Annotated in this window: 18 protein-coding genes and 1 tRNA gene; 14 read left to right on the top strand and 5 right to left on the bottom strand. The window is 66.7% G+C overall.

Annotated features, from left to right (window positions below; genetic code table 11):
* Positions 1-82 precede the first annotated feature (82 nt).
* The gene (locus JM664_RS04630) at positions 83-1516 is read right to left on the bottom strand and encodes an NAD(P)-dependent oxidoreductase (RefSeq protein ID WP_227418732.1); all 1434 of its coding nucleotides are present in this window, start codon (positions 1514-1516) and stop codon (positions 83-85) included.
* A gap of 209 nt (positions 1517-1725) precedes the next feature.
* Between JM664_RS04630 and JM664_RS04625 the strand changes: the two genes are divergently transcribed.
* Positions 1726-2529 (top strand): undecaprenyl-diphosphate phosphatase, encoded by an 804-nt coding sequence (locus JM664_RS04625; protein WP_227418731.1) that lies wholly within the window; start codon positions 1726-1728, stop codon positions 2527-2529.
* On the opposite strand, the gene JM664_RS04620 is transcribed toward JM664_RS04625, so the two are convergent.
* Positions 2526-3506 carry a complex I NDUFA9 subunit family protein gene (locus JM664_RS04620; RefSeq protein WP_227418730.1) on the bottom strand — a complete coding sequence of 327 codons (981 nt, stop codon included), beginning with the start codon at positions 3504-3506 and terminating at the stop codon, positions 2526-2528. The genes JM664_RS04625 and JM664_RS04620 overlap by 4 nt on opposite strands.
* A 116-nt stretch (positions 3507-3622) precedes the next feature.
* Between JM664_RS04620 and JM664_RS04615 the strand changes: the two genes are divergently transcribed.
* Positions 3623-3709 (top strand) — tRNA-Leu (locus JM664_RS04615).
* A 1227-nt stretch (positions 3710-4936) separates the two neighbouring features.
* Here the strand turns inward: JM664_RS04615 and JM664_RS04610 are convergent.
* A complete protein-coding gene (locus JM664_RS04610) occupies positions 4937-5686 on the bottom strand; it encodes a sulfite exporter TauE/SafE family protein (RefSeq protein ID WP_227418729.1) in 750 nt (249 codons plus the stop codon).
* 392 nt (positions 5687-6078) lie between these two features.
* Here JM664_RS04610 and JM664_RS04605 point away from each other — a divergent pair, with 392 nt between their 5' ends.
* The 10 genes from JM664_RS04605 to JM664_RS04560 all read left to right on the top strand — a co-directional run bounded on the left by JM664_RS04605 (position 6079) and on the right by JM664_RS04560 (position 12811).
* The gene (locus JM664_RS04605) at positions 6079-6360 is read left to right on the top strand and encodes an FCD domain-containing protein (protein ID WP_227418793.1); all 282 of its coding nucleotides are present in this window, start codon (positions 6079-6081) and stop codon (positions 6358-6360) included.
* A 93-nt stretch (positions 6361-6453) separates the two neighbouring features.
* Positions 6454-7224 (top strand): molybdate ABC transporter substrate-binding protein, encoded by a 771-nt coding sequence (gene modA / locus JM664_RS04600; RefSeq protein ID WP_227418728.1) that lies wholly within the window; start codon positions 6454-6456, stop codon positions 7222-7224.
* Between the two features lie 4 nt (positions 7225-7228).
* Positions 7229-7927 carry a molybdate ABC transporter permease subunit gene (modB, locus tag JM664_RS04595; RefSeq protein WP_227418727.1) on the top strand — a complete coding sequence of 233 codons (699 nt, stop codon included), beginning with the start codon at positions 7229-7231 and terminating at the stop codon, positions 7925-7927.
* Positions 7924-9024, top strand: a complete 1101-nt coding sequence (gene modC, locus JM664_RS04590; RefSeq protein ID WP_227418726.1) for a molybdenum ABC transporter ATP-binding protein — start codon at positions 7924-7926, stop codon at positions 9022-9024. Before modB ends, modC begins: the two co-directional genes overlap by 4 nt.
* Positions 9025-9090: 66 nt before the next feature.
* Positions 9091-9702 (top strand): ribonuclease D, encoded by a 612-nt coding sequence (locus JM664_RS04585; protein WP_227418725.1) that lies wholly within the window; start codon positions 9091-9093, stop codon positions 9700-9702.
* 9 nt (positions 9703-9711) lie between these two features.
* Entirely contained in the window at positions 9712-10311 is a 600-nt protein-coding gene (gene lptC, locus JM664_RS04580) for an LPS export ABC transporter periplasmic protein LptC (protein ID WP_227418724.1), read from the top strand.
* 16 nt (positions 10312-10327) lie between these two features.
* The gene (locus tag JM664_RS04575; protein WP_227418723.1) at positions 10328-10816 is read left to right on the top strand and encodes an LptA/OstA family protein; all 489 of its coding nucleotides are present in this window, start codon (positions 10328-10330) and stop codon (positions 10814-10816) included.
* Positions 10813-11574: an LPS export ABC transporter ATP-binding protein gene (gene lptB, locus JM664_RS04570; protein ID WP_227418722.1), complete on the top strand. Its 762-nt coding sequence runs from the start codon at positions 10813-10815 to the stop codon at positions 11572-11574. The genes JM664_RS04575 and lptB overlap by 4 nt, the downstream gene beginning before the upstream one ends.
* A 152-nt stretch (positions 11575-11726) precedes the next feature.
* A complete protein-coding gene (hpf, locus tag JM664_RS04565; RefSeq protein WP_227418721.1) occupies positions 11727-12296 on the top strand; it encodes a ribosome hibernation-promoting factor, HPF/YfiA family in 570 nt (189 codons plus the stop codon).
* A gap of 50 nt (positions 12297-12346) precedes the next feature.
* Positions 12347-12811: a PTS sugar transporter subunit IIA gene (locus JM664_RS04560; RefSeq protein ID WP_227418792.1), complete on the top strand. Its 465-nt coding sequence runs from the start codon at positions 12347-12349 to the stop codon at positions 12809-12811.
* A 23-nt stretch (positions 12812-12834) separates the two neighbouring features.
* Here the strand turns inward: JM664_RS04560 and JM664_RS04555 are convergent, their stop codons facing one another.
* Entirely contained in the window at positions 12835-13722 is an 888-nt protein-coding gene (locus JM664_RS04555; RefSeq protein WP_227418720.1) for a UTP--glucose-1-phosphate uridylyltransferase, read from the bottom strand.
* A gap of 141 nt (positions 13723-13863) precedes the next feature.
* Positions 13864-14484, bottom strand: a complete 621-nt coding sequence (locus JM664_RS04550) for an alpha-ketoglutarate-dependent dioxygenase AlkB family protein (RefSeq protein ID WP_227418719.1) — start codon at positions 14482-14484, stop codon at positions 13864-13866.
* Between the two features lie 156 nt (positions 14485-14640).
* Between JM664_RS04550 and dnaK the strand changes: the two genes are divergently transcribed.
* Positions 14641-16560, top strand: coding sequence for a molecular chaperone DnaK (gene dnaK / locus JM664_RS04545; protein ID WP_227418718.1), 1920 nt, complete (start codon positions 14641-14643; stop codon positions 16558-16560).
* 73 nt (positions 16561-16633) lie between these two features.
* On the top strand, positions 16634-17782 hold the full coding sequence (dnaJ, locus tag JM664_RS04540; protein WP_227418717.1) for a molecular chaperone DnaJ: 1149 nt from the start codon (positions 16634-16636) through the stop codon (positions 17780-17782).
* Positions 17783-17789 lie beyond the last annotated feature (7 nt).

Below are 17789 nucleotides of genomic sequence, written 5' to 3'. Positions count from 1 at the left end.
AGGGTTGCTGACCGCCCGCTCGCGGCGCGCTCCGGTGCTGTGCATACAACGTATGCACGCGATGTGTACGGGGTGTGACCGCTCATTCCGCGGCCATCGCCGGCGCTTCGGCGAACTGGTCGAGGATTGAGGCGGCGGCGTCGCGCCCGTCGCGGATCGCCCAGACGACAAGGCTCGCCCCCCGCACGATATCGCCCACGGCCCAGACGTCGGGCAGGCTGGTCTGGTGGCTGCGGAAGTCGGCCTTGACCGTGCCCCAGCGCGTCACCTCCAGCTCGGGACAGCCCCAGAGCGTCGGCAGCTCCTCCGCCTCGAAGCCCAACGCCTTGATGACGAGGTCCGCTTCCTCGACGTAGTCCGACCCCTCCAGGATCTCCGGCATCTGTCGCCCCGTCGCGTCGGGCGCGCCGAGCCGCATCCGCTGCACCATCACCCCCTCCACCACGTCGCCGGCGAAGCCCTTAGGCGCCGATAGCCAGACGAACTCCACGCCCTCCTCCTCGGCGTTGGCGACCTCGCGCTGGCTGCCGGGCATGTTCGTCCTGTCGCGGCGATAGAGGCACTTCACGCTGGTCGCGCCCTGCCGGATCGCGGTGCGGACGCAGTCCATCGCGGTGTCGCCGCCGCCGATGACGACAACCTTCTTGCCCTCGGCATTAAGTTCGCCGCTCGCGAACTCGGGCACGTCGTCGCCAAAGCCGTGGCGGTTCGACGCGGTGAGGTAGTCGATGGCGCGCACGATGCCGCCCGCGCCGACGCCCGGCGCCTGCAGGTCGCGCGACTTGTAGACGCCGGTCGCGATCAGCACCGCGTCGTGCGCCTCGCGGATCTCCTCGAAGCCGATGTCCTCGCCCACGTTGCAGTTCATGCGGAACTCGACGCCCGCCTCTTCCAGCTGCTCAACCCGCCGCATGACGACGTGCTTCTCCAGCTTGAAACCGGGAATGCCGTAGGTCATCAGCCCGCCGGCGCGGTCGTAGCGGTCGTAGACGGTCACGTTGGCGCCTGCCCGGCGCAGCATGTCGGCCGCTGCCAGGCCGCCGGGCCCCGCGCCGATGATCCCGACGCTCCGACCCAGCTCGCGCTCGGGCTTCGACGGCTTGATCCAGCCGCGCTCCCAAGCGGTGTCGGTGATGTATTTCTCGATCGTGCCGATCGTGACGGTGCCGTGCCCCGACTGCTCGATGACGCAGTTGCCCTCGCAGAGCCGGTCCTGCGGACAGATCCGCCCGCAGATCTCGGGGAACGTGTTGGTCAGCTGCGCGACCTCGTAGGCCTCCTGCAGCCGCCCCTCGGCCGTCAGGCGCAGCCAGTCGGGGATGTTGTTGTGCAGCGGGCAGTGTGTCTGGCAGTAGGGCACGCCGCACTGGCTGCACCGACTGGCCTGCTCGGCCGCCTTGCGGTCGGCGAACTCGGCATAGATCTCATCGAAATCCTCGCGCCGCACCTCGGGCGCCCGCTTCTCGGGCATGTCCCGCGGAACGGTGACGAAAGACAGCATCTGCTGCTTGGCCATAAGCCATCCTCCACTACGCCCGCACCCTCTACAGAGGGCTGCGGCGGAATAAAAGGCATAAATACTGACCTACCTTCGGTTAATCTTTGATCCCATAGGTCGCCCGCCGTTCCGCCAGGGGAATTTTAGGTCAACCATTATGACGCTACATTTCGTCACGCTCGTCAGGTAGAAGTCGCTGCGAATCATCCCGTGACGGCTGTTTCCTAATGCCAGTATTTCACCTTCTGCTCGTCGCGGTCATCCAGGGGATAACCGAGTTCCTGCCGGTATCGTCGTCCGGCCACCTCATCCTGCTACCGAACCTCACTGGCCTTGCCGATCAGGGCCAGGCGATCGACGTGGCGGTGCATGTGGGCACGCTCGGCGCGGTCGTTCTCTACTTCTGGCGCGACCTCGCCGAGGCCGCGACCGGGTCGCTCAGGCTGCTGACCGGCCGGATCGACACGCGCGGGGCCTTCCTTGCCCTCTGCCTGTTGGTCGCGACGATCCCGGTCGTGCTGCTCGGCGGCCTCCTGAAGCTCGCCGACATCGACGAGGCGCTGCGCTCCACAGCCGTAATCGGCTGGACCATGCTGATCTTCGGGATCGTGCTCTGGTGGGCGGACCGCACCGGCCCGACCGCCCGCACGGCGGAGCGGTGGACGCTGCGCGATGCGGTCTCGCTCGGCCTCTGGCAGGCGATCGCGCTGATCCCCGGCACCTCGCGCTCGGGCATCGTGATAACCGGCGCGCGCTACCTCGGCTATGATCGGCACGGTGCCGCCAAGGTCGCCATGCTGATGTCGGTCCCGACTATCCTCGCATCCGGCGTCCTGCTGGGTGCAGAGGTCGCCGCCAGTGCGGACCTCGCGCTTGCGCGGGATGCGGCCATTGCCGCCGCCTTCGCCTTCGCCGCCGCGCTACTCGCGCTCGCCGCGATGTTCCGCCTGCTGCGCAGCGTCAGCTTCACGCCCTACGTGGTCTACCGGATCGCGCTGGGCCTCGTCCTGCTCGGCATCGCCTACGCCTAGTGGCGCAGGTTGCTGGCCGACGCTTTGACGTCATAGAACTGGCCCGACGGCCGGAAGCGCCAGAGGTAAGAGGGTATTACCGCCTCGATCGAAGTCGGCACGATCCCAAGGTCCTCCAAGCCCTTGGCTCCCTCGGCGACGACATTGTCGCGCCTGAGACTGCGCACTTGGTCGAGCGTGATGGGTTGCGGCGCTAGGCCCAGCGTGATCCGGTTCAGGAGCCCGAAGGCCCGCCCCATGAGCCCGGCCATCCAGAACGGCATCGAGGCGATCAGCCGGCGCCGCCGGATCGCGCCCAACATCTGCTTCATCAGCTCGCGGAAGGTGTTCACGTCGGGCCCACCCAGCTCGTAGGTGCCGGGCGCCGCCTCGCCGGTCGCCCCTTTCACGGCCGCCTGCGCCACGTCGTCGACGTAGACCGGCTGGAACCGCGTCTCCGCCCCCACGAGCGGCAGGACGGGACCAAAGCGCGCCATGTCGGCGAAGCGGTTGAAGAAGCCGTCTTCTGGTCCGAAGATCACCGACGGGCGCAGGATCACCACGTGCCGAAAATGCTCCTGCACCGCCCGTTCGCCCGCCGCCTTAGTCCGCGCATACTCGCTGTCGCTCTCTTCATCCGCGCCGATCGCTGAGATCTGCACGAGGTGCGTTACCCCGAGCGCGCCCGCGATGCGGGCGATCCGTGCCGCACCCTGGTGCTGTACGGCCGTGAAGTTGTTCTTGCCCGTCGCGTCGAAGGTGCCCACGCAGTTCACGACGCTGTCGGCGCCGTGCATCACGTCGCGCACGCTGGCGTCGTCGCGGACATTGCAGAAAACCGGCTCGACCTGGCCCACGACGCCGTAGGTCCGAACGAAGAGCGCCTCGTTCGGACGGCGGCAGGCAACGCGGACGCGCCAGCCAAGCTCGGCCATCCGCTTTGCGATGTAGCGTCCGACGAAGCCTGATCCGCCGTAGATCGTCACCAGTTTCGCCATGATTGCCTCCGCCGACGCTCTGGTCTACCTAGCCGCCTCGCCTCTGGCGGACAAGCGCCCCAGAAGGCCGTTGACAGGGGCAACGACGCCGCGTATCAGCCGCGGCCACGACACCTGCCCAGGTGGCGGAATTGGTAGACGCGCCAGCTTCAGGTGCTGGTGTCCGTATGGACGTGGAGGTTCGAGTCCTCTCCTGGGCACCATCGTCAATCTCGAAAACTTGGGTCTCGTTGATTCCCAAGGTTTCGAACCGGTCTCACCCGGAAAGTCCTCCACAAACTGCACCACGACCAGCGCAGGCGCCTCGGCGCAAGTGCCCCTGCATTATGAGCCGGGAGCTCTGAGTCCGGACGACCGGTTCGACCTCCACTCCAACGATCGCCGCTCTTGACCCACTCTTACATTAATGACCTTTGGCAGTTGCAAGGCTTCCGCAGGCTTACGACACGCTGCGACAGGTGCCCGAAGATCTTCCTTATGCCGTTGCTCCAAAACAGCCCGCGCCCGCGGTCAACGGCTGACGCGTCCGGCCGCGGGGTGCATTTCCACTTCACCCGAGGCCAAAAAAAGTGTTTGATACTTCCGTCCTGCGTTGATGAAAGGCGCCAGATCGAGATCGAACCGGACTCGTCGACCGGCGGTAGATGTTTAGCGTAGGTAAGGACCTCTGTCTCCCTTGACCGCGCCAGATTAAAATCTCCCGCGCCCACGGGAACGGAAAGTTGCTCCACCATGTGCTCGGGCTCAGACTTGGTGATGGAATTCCCAATAAAGATTTTAGCCTGCTATAAATTGAATAGCCATTTCGAATAAGCCCGAGCATGAACGCTTTACGATTGCCTCACGCGTATTGACCATCAATGAAGCGCGACAGGCCATCCTCGCAGTACAGGCTCCGCTTTTTGATGTTGCGGCATCGAGGAATTTTGCCTCGGTGACGAAGGGACAAATGGAAGTTCTGTCTGGGGAAACAGTCGTAGCACAGGCTTAGCTGGTTCACCGTGATGCGACGCCCAAAATTCGCCTCGACCAGGCCAGACCGCCAGCGCGAGGGCGCGCCGACAAGCAGAAGACGGATCTCAAGTCGATGCGGCCTCAGGTCGATTTGGACTCTGCGAAGACCTTCGCGCGCTTCCCCGCCGGATCGTTCCGAGAGGGTAGTTCCGGCGTGCCGAGTGCCTCTAGGTAGGCGCGTAGCCTCCCGGCCCGAACGTCTGCAGCGCGTCGTACGAGCAGGTGGCGCTGACTGCGCGTCACCATTCACCTTCTCATTTGAGGACCAGCAGGCGTCTCAACGGTGGTTTCGCCTCTTCCGTCTCCGCCTCCGGTTCGGGAGAAGATGCGCAGGGTGGCCCGTCGAGTAATCCACCCGTCATGGGTTCATCAGGGCGATGAGAACGCGCGGCTGCAGCGGGAAGCGACCGTATTGTCTACGCCACGAAAAAGATGATCGTCATCAGTGCGCCGACGACGACAATGCCGGCGCGAAGCAGATCCGTCCGCCTGATCCGCCGCGCCTGCCAGGCGCCGACGTAGCCGCCGATTGTGGTCGCGACAGCAAGAACCAGGGCGGAATCCCAGGCGATGAGGCCGGCGGTCGCGTAGGTTGCGACCGAGACGATGGAGAGGACGGCCGAAAGCAGGTTTTTGAGGCCGTTCATCCCGTGCAGGTTGGTAAAGCCGATAAGGCCCAGGACGGCGAGCAGCATGATGCCGAGTCCACCGTTGAAGTAGCCGCCGTAGACCGACACCGCGAGGACCGCCGCCGCCGACAAAATCGGCCCGGCGGCACCGCGGCCACGAGCGCGGACGGCGGCGAGCAGCCGCGGCCCAGCCGCGAAGAGGCATGTGGCCGCGAGGAGCAGCCAGGGGACGATGCCGACGAAGGCCTCTCCCGGCGTCACCAGCAGAAGCGCCGCGCCGGCCAGCCCTCCGACGATGGCCACGAGGATGATGGCGCGCAGGCGAAGGGGGCCTTCGGCGGCGACGTCGTGGCGATACGCCCACGCGCTGCCGATGTAGCCGGGCATTGCCGTGAGCGTCGCGGTGGCATTGGCCATGATCGGCGGCACGCCCAGCCAGACGAGGGCGGGAAAACTGAGGAAAGTGCCGCCGCCGGCGACGGCATTCAGGCCGCCCGCGAGGAGCCCCGCAATCGTCAATACGGCTAGAGAGAGCATCTACATCTCCGACAAGGCGGCTCGGCCTTATTGCCCCGGCCCGGACTGGTCCGCAAATTGATCCACGGAGATAGCGGCCGGTGCGACTCGACAAGGATGCGGTGCCAGCGGCTCTGGCGCACCTTGAAGCCGAAGGGGAACGCTGGCGTCACGTCGGTTAGGGACTCTCGCTGCCGCTCGGCCGGCCGGTCCGGGATGCGCTGCTGTTCGAAGCCTGGACGCCCCCCGACCTGATGGATGCGCGACGCCTGCTCAAGCCTCAGCTCGCGGCCGCCGCGGCTCTGCGCCGGACCGACAACGGCCTCGACGTCCTGCGCCGGCTTGTCGAAGGAGGTAGCTCGGAGTGGGACCGCGCCTCCTGCTAGCGAGCGGACGAGGCCTTTCGCTAGGCGATTGCCTACGCCGCGCGGAACCCGCTCCTCGCCGCGCTCCTGCGGCATTTCTCCGGCGCGTGTTGCCGCGCCGTCTGGCAGCGGGATTGGGACCGTACGTACCGGCGCGTCGGCGTCGAGGACATTGCGCGGGTGCACAGCGGGCAGCACGCCAATGTGATGGAGGCGATCGCGGCGGGCGATGCACGGGCGGCTCATCGCGCCATGCCGCGCCACCTTGAGGCGGTCAGCATCGACATGGGCTATCTCGCGCCCGCCGCCCCTGCGACAGGCGGTAAGTGATCGTGTCCGCCTGCTTTCTGGTAGTCTGGGATCGGCGGTTGCCGTGGGGCCGACAGCTTGCGATAGTCCCGCCGCCATTGCTCGGAGCCTCCGTTGGTCCAGTCACCCCGCCTCGGCGCTGTCGCATTCGCCGTCGCCGCGTTGCTGGCGGCGCCGCTTGCCGCGGCCGAAGTCGTGGTCTTCGCAGCCGCGTCGCTGAAGAACGCCCTCGACGAGATCGCGGCGAGCTGGAGCGATGCGACGGGCCACGCCACCACCATCTCCTACGCCGGCAGTTCGACGCTGGCCAATCAGATCGCGCATGGCGCTCCTGCGGACATCTTCATCTCGGCCAGCACCGACTGGATGGACGCGCTCGAGGCCGGGGGGCACATTCGGGAAGAGACGCGGCGCGACCTGCTGGGCAATAGGCTGGTCCTGATTGCGCATGATGCGACGGACGGCGCCGTAGATCTCGGACCCGACCTAGACCTTGCGGGGCTGCTGGGCGACCGCCGCCTCGCGATGGCGATGGTCGACAGCGTACCGGCCGGGATTTATGGCAAGGCGGCCTTGGTAACGCTCGGGGTTTGGGAGAGTGTTGCGCCGCGAGTCGCGCAGACCGACAACGTGCGCGCGGCGCTGGCGCTCGTGTCGCTGGGCGAGGCCCCCTACGGTATCGTCTACGCCACCGACGCCGCCGCCGCCGACGGCGTGGCAGTGGTTGCGACGTTCCCGCCCGAGGCGCATCCGCCAATCGTCTATCCCGCCGCCGTCACGAGCGGAAGCGAAGCTGCCGCGGCCGTGTCCTTCCTCGATTTTCTGAGCTCGGACGCCGCCCGTGCCGCCTTCGAGCGGCAGGGCTTCATGGCGATCGGCGAATGAGGTCATGAGCGGCTGGCTCGGTCCGCAGGAGTGGGCGGCGGTCGCGCTGTCGATGCGCGTCTCGTTCTGGGCGACGCTGGTCAGCCTGCCGCTGGGCATCTTCGTCGCCCACGCGCTGGCCCGGTGGCGGTTTCCCGGGCGGCAGCTGCTCAACGGGCTGGTCCACCTGCCGCTGATCCTGCCGCCGGTGGTGACAGGCTACCTGCTCCTGCTGACGTTCGGGCGGCAAGGGCCGGTGGGCAGCATGCTGGACGAGCATCTGGGCATCGTACTCGCCTTTCGCTGGACCGGCGCCGCGCTGGCGGCGGGCGTGATGGCGTTTCCGCTGATGGTTCGCGCGATCCGCCTCTCGATCGAGGCGGTGGACCCTCGGCTGGAGGAGGCGGGCGCCACGCTCGGTGCCTCCCGCGCATGGGTCTTTCTGACGGTCACGCTGCCGCTGATCCTGCCTGGCGTCGTTGCGGGCGCCATTCTGGCGTTCGCCAAGGCGATGGGCGAGTTCGGCGCGACGATCACCTTCGTCTCGAACATTCCCGGTCAGACCCAGACGCTCGCCTCCGCCGTCTATGCCTTCCTGCAGGTGCCTGGCGGCGAGGCGGCGGCGATGCGCCTCGTCCTCGTTTCGATCATCATCGCGATGGTGGCGCTGCTGGCGTCGGAGTTCGTGGCGACGCGCGTGGCGCGGCGGGTGCGCGGAACGTGACGCTGGACGTCGCCCTCAGCCACCGGTTCAAGGACTTCGCGCTCGACGTCGCCTTCGAGGCGCCGGCGGGCGTCACGGTGCTTTTCGGGCGCTCGGGTTCCGGCAAGACGACGGTCGCGAACGCGCTCGCGGGGCTGCTGCGGCCGCAGAGTGGCCGGGCGTCGATAAACGGGACCGTGCTCTTCGACACGGCCGCCGGTGTGTGGTTGCCGCCGCATCTGCGGCGCGTGGGCTACGTGTTTCAGGAGGGGCGGCTCTTTCCGCATCTCACCGTGCGGCGCAACCTGCTCTACGGCCGGTGGTTCGCGCGGGGCGCCGCAGACGGCGCGAGCTTCGAGCGGGTCGTCCGACTCCTCGGACTCGAGCACCTGCTGGCGCGGCGGCCGGGCGCCTTGTCGGGCGGCGAGAAACAGCGGGTGGCGCTGGGTCGTGCATTGCTTTCGCGGCCGCAGCTCCTGCTGATGGACGAGCCGCTGGCGGCGCTCGACGAGGCGCGGAAGGCGGAGATCCTGCCGTATCTCGAGCGGATTCGGGACCAGACGGAGGTGCCCATCCTCTACGTCAGCCACTCCGTCGCCGAGGTGGCGCGGCTGGCCACGACGGTCGTGGCGCTTGACCGAGGGCGTGTGGTGCGCGCGGGGCCAGCTGCTGCGGTGCTGTCGGACCCGGAGGCGGTGCCGACTCTGGGTGTCCGTGAGGCGGGCGCGATGCTGGTCGGGCGCGTGGTGCGGCATCACCCTGACGGGCTGACCGAGGTCGCCTTGTCGGCAGGCCCCATCTTCATGCCGCGGCTCGAGGTGGAGCCGGGCGTGTCGCTGCGGATCCGGATCGAGGCGAAGGACGTCATCGTGGCGCGCGGGCGCCCCGAGGGCCTTTCGGCGCTGAACATCCTGCCGGCCGAAGTAGCCACCGTCAGGCGCGGCGCCGGCGGCGGGGTGATCGTGCAGTTCCGTGCCGGGCAGGACCTGCTACTTGCCCGCGTCACCCGAAGATCGGCCGATGCGCTGGAGCTCATCCCCGGCGCAGCCTGCCATCTCGTGATGAAATCCGTCGCCGTGGCGCAGGCCGACATTGGCGAGGTGGCGCAGGCGGACTAAGCCGCCAGCTTGCGCCGAACCGGGCGTCTCTGTACCAGTGGCCGGAAATCCGACCCGGAGCACGCCTTGGCCAATCACCTGCACCAGCGCGACCTTCCCGACGGGCTCGACCTCGGGCCGGTGGTGGCGATCGACTGCGAGACGATGGGCCTGAACCCGCACCGCGACCGGCTCTGCCTCGTGCAGCTCTCGGCGGGCGACGGCGAGGCGCACATGGTCCAGGTCGAGAAGGGCCAGACCGAGGCGCCGAACCTCGTGTGGCTGCTGGGCGATCCGACGGTGCTGAAGCTCTTTCACTTCGGCCGGTTCGACATCGCAGTCATGTACCACGCCTTCGGAATGCTGGCGCAGCCGGTCTACTGCACGAAGATCGCTTCGAAGCTGGTGCGAACCTACACAGACCGGCACGGGCTCAAGTACCTGCTGAACGAGCTCGCGGAGGTCGACATCTCCAAGATGCAGCAGATGAGCGACTGGGGGGCCGAAAGGCTGAGCGACGCGCAGCTCGACTATGCCGCCTCGGACGTGCTGCACCTGCACCGGCTCAAGCGGGCGCTGGACGAGCGGCTGGTGCGCGAGGGCCGGATGGAGGTGGCGCAGGCGTGCTTCCAGTTCCTCCCGTTTCGCGCCGAGCTCGACGTGATGGGCTGGCCGGAGCAGGATATCTTCTCTCACTAGGTGGGGGACGTGGCGTATCAGGACCGCTATTCGTGGGCCGTCTCGTGGCTGAAGATCCTGCTCCCGATGGCGGCGCTGGCGATCCTGTCGACGCTGTTCCTGTTCTCGCGGGAGGTCGACCTCGACGAGACGGTACCACTCTCGCGCATCGTCGAGAGCGAGGTCACCGGCGGAGAGGTCACCGTCGCACCCCACTACAGTGGCGTCACGCGCGACGGCACGGCAATCCAGGTGACGGCGGACTTGTTGCGCCCGGAGGAGCCGGGCTCGGAGCACATCACGGCCGAGGCACTGAACGCCCGCTTCGAGCTGAGCGAAGGCCGGACGATCAACGTGACGGCGGCGGCGGGAACGCTGGCCAGCCGCGACTCGCGCGTGGTGCTCGAGGGCGAGGTCGACATCGAAACGTCCGACGGCTTTCGGATGAAGACCAACCTGCTGACCGCGCAGCTCGACTGGACGCGAATCGTTTCCCCTGGTCCCGTCGACGTGACGGGTCCGCTGGGGGACCTCGCTGCCGGGGCGATGACGATCATGCGCGGCGGCGAGATGGACGACCCCGATCGGATGGTTTTCGAGGAGGGCGTCCGACTGGTATACACCCCATGATCAGGAGGGTCCCGTCATGAACCTGCGCGCGCTGTTGCTGACGATGTTTCTGGCGGGTCCCGTCTGGGGGCAGGGCGCCAGCGTGGACTTCGGCGTGATGCGGCAGGATCCCGGTCTGCCGGTCGAGGTCACCTCTGAACGGCTCGAGGTCGACCAGAACGGCGGCGTGGCGGTCTTCAGCGGCGATGTCGTCGTCGTGCAGGGCGAGATGCGGCTGACCGCGCCCGAGGTTCGGGTGGAATACGGCACCGGCGACGCGGCGAACGGCGGGATCGACCGTATGCACGCCAGCGGCGGCGTCACAATGACGAGCGGCGGCGAGGCGGTGGAGGGCCAGGAGGCCATCTATTCGGTCACCGACGGAACGATCACCCTGAGCGGCGACGTGATCGTCACGCAGGGCAACAGCATCATCGCGGGCGAGCGCCTGTTCGTGAACCTCGAAACTGGCACCGGCACGATGGAGGGCCGCGTGCGCACGATCTTTCAGCCGGACCAGCAGTGAAGGCGGCGCGCCCATTTGCGATCTCGCAAGGCGATGCGGGACTGAGGGTCACGAGCCTGCGCAAGAGCTATCGAAAGCGGCCCGTGATCCGCGACGTCTCGCTCTCGCTGCAGCGGAGCGAGGTCGTGGCGCTGCTTGGGCCGAACGGCTCGGGCAAGACCACATGCTTCTATGCCATCGCTGGCCTCGTCTCGCCCGAAGGCGGGCAGGTCGTGGTCGACGGGCGCGACGTGACGCTCCTGCCGATGTATCGCCGCGCACGCCTCGGCATCGGCTATCTGCCGCAGGAAGTCTCGATCTTCCGCGGCCTCAGCGTCGAGGACAACATCATGGCGATCCTAGAGGTCGCCGTCCCGAACCGGGCGCGGCGGAGCGACCGGCTCGAGGTGCTCTTGTCGGAGTTCTCGATCGGCCACCTCCGGCGGACGCCGGCGCTGGCACTTTCCGGTGGCGAGCGGCGGCGGGTGGAGATCGCGCGGTGCCTGGCCGCGGATCCCAAGTACCTGCTCCTCGACGAGCCCTTCGCCGGCGTAGACCCGATTGCCGTCGGCGAGATCCGCGGTCTGGTCGCGGATCTGAAGACGCGCGGCATCGGCGTGCTGATCACCGACCACAACGTGCGGGAGACGCTCGACATCGTCGACCGTGCCTACATCCTGCACGAGGGCCAGGTCCTGATGAGCGGGACGAGCGACGAGGTCGTGCGCGACGAAAAGGTGCGGCGGGTCTACCTTGGACGCGATTTCCGGATAGGTTGATCGGAGTTGACATTGCTCGGACCGATGCCGCCAAATGTTCAGATGATCTGCGATCCTCTACAAGATGGCATCGCGACACCCTGCGTCCCGGGCAGTGTCAATCGCATCGATCGCGCTCGGAGGCCGGGCCCCATTTCACCTGAGGACAAGCGATGAACTTCCAGATCAGCGGACGGCAAATCGACATCGGCGAAGCGCTACAGACCCACGTGCGCGATACGCTCACGTCCGTGATGGGCAAGTACGCGGGCCGGCCGACGGACGCGCAGGTGATCTTCTCGAAGGACGCGCACGAATATTGCTGCGAGGCCATCGTGCACCTCTCGACCGGGCTGACGACGCAGGCCAAGGCACATGCTACCGAGATCTACGCGGCCTTCGACCTCTGCACGGACAAGATGGAAAAGCAGCTGCGCCGTTACAAGCGGCGTCTGAAGGACCATCATCGCTCGCGCGCGCGGCCTGTTGAGTCGATCGGCGCGTCGTCCTATATCCTGGCCTCCGGCGACGGCCAGGACGAGTCGGAGCCGGAATCGCTGCAGCCGATCATCATTGCCGAGATGCAGACGAAGATACCGTCGCTCTCGGTTGGCGAGGCGGTGATGCAGATGGAGTTGCAGGGGGCACCAGTGCTGGTGTTCCGCAACGAGGGACAGAATGCCGCAGTGAACATCGTCTACCGTCGTGAAGACGGTAACATCGGGTGGATCGACCCGACCTGATGCGGAAGGCCTTTTTGGCCTTCGCTCACAGCAAGCAGACCGGTGCGCTAATGGAATTGAGCGAAATCCTGAAACCCGATGCCGTCAAGGTTGTCGGCACGTTCTCGAGCAAGAAGCGGCTGCTTCAGGAGCTGTCCGACGTGGCGGCTGCCTGCTATGGCATCGACGCGGGTCATGCCGTGAATGCGCTGCTCGAACGCGAGAACCTCGGTCCGACCGGTGTGGGGCACGGTGTGGCGCTGCCGCACGCGCGCATCCGCGGGATCAGCCGGGTCATCGGAATTTTTTTTCGCGTCGAAAAGGGAGTGAATTTCAACGCCGTGGACCGGCAGCCGGTGGATCTTGCCTTCGGTCTCTTCGCGCCCGAGGATGCCGGTGTGGAGCATCTCAAGGCGCTGGCGCTGGTCTCGCGAACGATGCGTGACAGCGGTGTCTGCGGTAAGCTCAGGGCCAATGACAACCCGCTGACGCTGCACGCGATCCTCACTGAGGCGCCGGCGAGTAAGGCGGCCTGACGCCGCCGCCCGCCGAGCCGACGCTAGTGGGCGGTGGTGCCTGCCGTCACGACCTCCCGCAGGTAGTTGCGGAACTCGTCCTCGAGTTCGGGCCGCGCGAGGCCGAATGCGACGGTCGCCTGCAGGAAGCCCGCCTTGGAGCCACAATCGAAGCGCTGGCCACGGAACCGATGGCCGCGGACGGAGCGGCCAGCGTCGATCTCCGCCGCTATCGCGTCGGTCAGCTGGATCTCGCCGCCCGCGCCAGCGCTCTGTCCATCCAGCGTATCGAGGACGTCTCGGGTCAGGATGTAGCGGCCGATGACTGCCAGGTTCGACGGCGCGTCCTCGGGCTGCGGCTTCTCCACCATTCCCCGCACCGTGGCGAGGCGCGCCTGGTCGTCGTCCACCTCAAGGATGCCGTAGGCGCTGGTCTTGTCCCTCGGCACCTCCATCGTCGCAACCATGCACCCGCCATCGTAGTCGCGTACCATCTGTTCAAGGCAGGGCGGGTCCGCGGCGATGACGTCGTCCGGCAGGATCACCGCGAACGGCTCGTCCCCGAGGAGTTTGCGCGCGCACCAGACGGCGTGCCCGAGTCCCCGCGGCTCGGCCTGGCGGACATACGCGATGGCGCCTGAGCCCATGTTTGTGCGCTCCAGTACCTCGAGGAGTTCGTCCTTGCCCTTGGCCTCGAGCGCGGCCTCCAGTTCAGGGGCCCGATCGAAATAGTCCTCGAGTGCAGATTTTCCGCGCGAGGTCACGAAGATGAAGTCCTCGACGCCGGCGGCGCGCGCCTCGTCGATGGCGTACTGGATCAGCGGTCGGTCAACGAGGGTCATAATCTCCTTCGGGATCGACTTCGTCGCCGGCAGGAAGCGGGTGCCGAGGCCAGCCACGGGAAATACGGCCTTCGTCACGCTCTTCGTCATTGCAGTCTCCTCTTGCCGCTCCCGAGCGCCGGATGCTCGGATCATGCCGCCCGACGGACTGGCGGTCTCATTTCCGGCCGCTCTACAGCATCTGCGGGCGGAAGTCTGCCATTTGTGCCCAAAGTTGTGCCGCTTCGGCGCCTAATCCACGACGCGCAACGTCAGGTTGATGCGGCCGCCTCCGGGGAGGAGGGAGGAGGAGCCGAAGCGAGTGCGATCGACGCCGTGGAAGGCCAGCCGGGCAGCGCCTGCGATCCGAAGGACGTCGCCGGAGCCGATCCAGACGCTGCGCGTGGGATCACCGCGCTCGGTCCCGCCCACGCGGAACAGGGCATCGTCGCCGAGCGAGATCGAGAGGACGGGCTGCGTGAAGTCGCTCTCGTCGCGATCCTGGTGGAGCCCCATTCGCGCACCCTCTCGATAGCGGTTGACTAGGCAGCAGTCGGGTTGGCGCTCGGTACCGGCGAGCTCCCGCCACACCGCAAGCACCGAAGCCGGGATCGGCGGCCATTCGGTACCCTGTGGGTGGCGGTCCACGTAGCGGTAACCCCGGCGGTCGGAAAACCAGCCGTAGCGGCCGGCGGCGGTCATTTCGACCGACATCTGCCGCCCCCACCGCGTCGTCAGGCGGAATGGCGGCGCGGCCTCGGCAACCTGCGCGATGTCCGCCGCCATCGACGCCTGCGCGTCGGGCGTCAGCCACCCCTTCCAGACATGGACGCCGTTCAGAGTCAGCGTCGGTGACAGCTCAGGCGCGATCATGGTGATCCATCAGTCCGCTTGCAGCCCCAAAACCCTGTTCCTATATCTGCCCCGCATCCCGGGCGGGGCAGCGGCGTCGCCCGCGGGCTGGGATCGGAGGCGGATGCCGCACCGCGGGTCCGCAGCCAACACATCGCCGAAGAGAGGACAAGAGCAATGGCCAAAGTCATCGGTATCGACCTTGGAACCACCAACAGCTGCGTCGCCATCATGGACGGTTCGCAGCCCCGCGTGATCGAGAACGCGGAAGGGGCGCGCACGACGCCCTCGATCGTCGCCTTCACCGAGAACGAGCGGCTCGTCGGCCAGCCGGCCAAACGCCAGGCGGTGACGAACCCCGAGAACACGATCTATGCCGTCAAGCGCCTTATCGGTCGTCGGATGGGGGACAATGCTGTCGAGAAGGACAAGCAGATCGTCCCCTACAAGATCGTCGACGGCGGCCAGGGCGATGCCTGGGTCGAGGCGCGCGGCGAGACCTATTCCCCCAGCCAGATCTCCGCCTTCATCCTGCAGAAAATGAAGGAGACGGCCGAAAGCTACCTCGGCGAGCGGGTCGATCAGGCGGTCATCACCGTCCCGGCCTACTTCAACGACGCTCAGCGCCAGGCGACCAAGGATGCCGGCAAGATCGCCGGGCTCGAGGTGCTGCGGATCATCAACGAGCCGACGGCGGCGGCACTCGCCTACGGACTCGACAAGAAGGAATCGCGGACGATCGCGGTCTACGACCTCGGCGGCGGCACGTTCGACATCACGATCCTGGAGATCGACGACGGCCTCTTCGAAGTGAAGTCCACCAACGGGGACACGTTCCTCGGCGGCGAAGACTTCGACATGCGGATCGTCAACTACCTCGCCGAGGAGTTCAAGAAAGAGCACGGCGTCGACCTGACGAAGGACAAGATGGCGCTGCAGCGGCTGAAGGAAGCCGCCGAGAAGGCCAAGATCGAACTCAGCTCGTCCAGCCAGACCGAGATCAACCAGCCGTTCATCTCGATGGACAAGGACACCGGGACGCCGCTGCACATGGTCATGAAGCTGACCCGCGCGAAGCTGGAGAGCCTTGTCGGCGACCTCATCAAGAAGTCGATCCAGCCGTGCAAGGCGGCGATGAAGGACGCTGGCGTCGCGGCATCGGACATCGATGAGGTCGTTCTGGTGGGCGGCATGACGCGGATGCCCAAGGTCGTCGAGGAAGTGACCAAGTTCTTCGGCAAGGAGCCGCACAAGGGCGTCAACCCCGACGAGGTCGTTGCGCTTGGCGCGGCGATTCAGGCGGGCGTACTGCAGGGTGACGTCAAGGATGTCGTGCTGCTCGACGTGACGCCCCTGTCGCTCGGGATCGAGACGTTGGGCGGCGTGTTCACCCGGCTGATCGACCGCAACACCACGATCCCCACGAAGAAGAGCCAGATCTTCTCGACCGCCGAGGACAACCAGAACGCGGTGACGATTCGGGTCTTCCAGGGCGAGCGCGAAATGGCGGCCGACAACAAGCTGCTCGGCCAGTTCAATCTGGAGCAGATTCCGCCGGCACCGCGCGGTATGCCTCAGATCGAGGTGACGTTCGACATCGACGCCAACGGCATCGTGTCGGTCAGCGCCAAGGACAAGGGCACCGGCAAGGAGCAGAAGATCACCATTCAGGCTTCCGGTGGCCTTTCCGACGACGAGATCGAGCAGATGGTCAAGGACGCCGAGACCAACGCCGAGGCGGACAAGAAACGCCGCGATCTGGTCGAGGCCCGCAACCAGGCCGAGAGCCTGATCCACTCGACCCGCAAGTCGGTCGAGGAGCACTCTGACAAGGTTGACCCGACCACGGTCGAGGCGATTGAGCTCGCGATCTCGAATCTCGAGGAGCAGATGGAGTCGGATGACGCCGGCAAGATCCGCGCGGGCATACAGAACGTCACCGAGTCGGCAATGAAGCTGGGCGAGGCCATCTACAAGGCCGAGCAGGAGAAATCTGGCGAGGAGCCTGCCGACGGCGACGAAGATCCGCGGAGCGTGGACGACGACATCGTGGACGCGGACTTCGAAGACCTCGACGACAACAAGCGCGCCTCGTAAGGGGTGACCTGACGTTGGCAGGGCCGGCCCCGCGACGGGTCGGCCCTTGCCATTGCCGGAGACATGCAAGCCTATGGCGAAACGCGATTTCTATGACGTCCTCGGGGTCGCCAAAGGCGCATCGGAGGAGGAGATCAAGAAGGCCTATCGCAAGAAGGCCAAGGAGCTCCATCCCGACCGCAACAAGGATGCGCCGGACGCCGAGACCCAGTTCAAGGAAGCGAACGAGGCCTACGAGGTCCTGAAGGACCCCGAGAAGAAGGCCGCCTACGACCGCTTCGGCCACGCCGCCTTCGACGGCGGCATGGGGGGAATGGGGGCCGGCGCCCGCGGCGGCGCCTATCAGGGCGGCGATTTCGCGAGCGCGTTCTCGGACGTGTTCGATGATCTCTTCGGCGACATGATGGGCGGTCGCGGCCGGGGCGGGCAACGCGCCACGCGCGGTGCCGACCTGCGCTACAACATGCGGGTGACGCTGGAAGAGGCCTATGGCGGCGTCCGCAAGACCATCAGCATTCCGACATCCGTACCCTGCGACACGTGCCACGGATCCGGCGCCGAGGGCGGTGCCGAGCCGCAAACGTGCCCGACCTGCTCGGGCATGGGCAAGGTGCGGGCGCAGCAGGGGTTCTTCACCGTCGAGCGGACCTGCCCGACCTGCGGCGGGCTGGGCCAGATCGTCAAGAACCCGTGCCGTGCATGCGGCGGTCAGGGGCGGGTGCAGCGCGAGCGCTCATTGTCGGTCAACGTGCCGGCGGGCGTTGAGACCGGCACCCGCATCAGGCTGGCCGGCGAGGGCGAGGCAGGGCTGCGCGGGGGGCCTGCGGGCGATCTCTACATCTTTGTCGAGGTGACGGAGCATCCGCTCTTCCGGCGCGACGGCGTGAACCTGCATTGCCGGGTGCCGGTATCGATGACGGATGCCGCGCTGGGTGGCGACGTCGAGGTGCCGACGATCGACGGCGGGCGCAGCCGAGTGAAGGTCCCGGCAGGGAGCCAGACCGGGCGGCAGATGCGCCTGCGCGGCAAGGGCATGCCACAGCTGCGTGGTGGCGCTCAGGGCGACATGTACATTGAGTTGGCGGTCGAGACGCCGGTCAACCTGACGTCGCGTCAGAAGGAGCTCCTGCGCGAGTTCGACAGGCTGAGCGAGGACAACAATCCTGAATCCTCAAGCTTCTTCTCGAAGGTGAAGAGCTTCTGGGACGGTATGAAGGGGTGACGCGGAC

Origin of the sequence: Roseitranquillus sediminis, from assembly GCF_016918935.1 — a bacterium.
GTDB lineage: Bacteria > Pseudomonadota > Alphaproteobacteria > Rhodobacterales > Rhodobacteraceae > Roseitranquillus > Roseitranquillus sediminis.
This window is presented reverse-complemented; position numbering and strand designations above follow the sequence as displayed.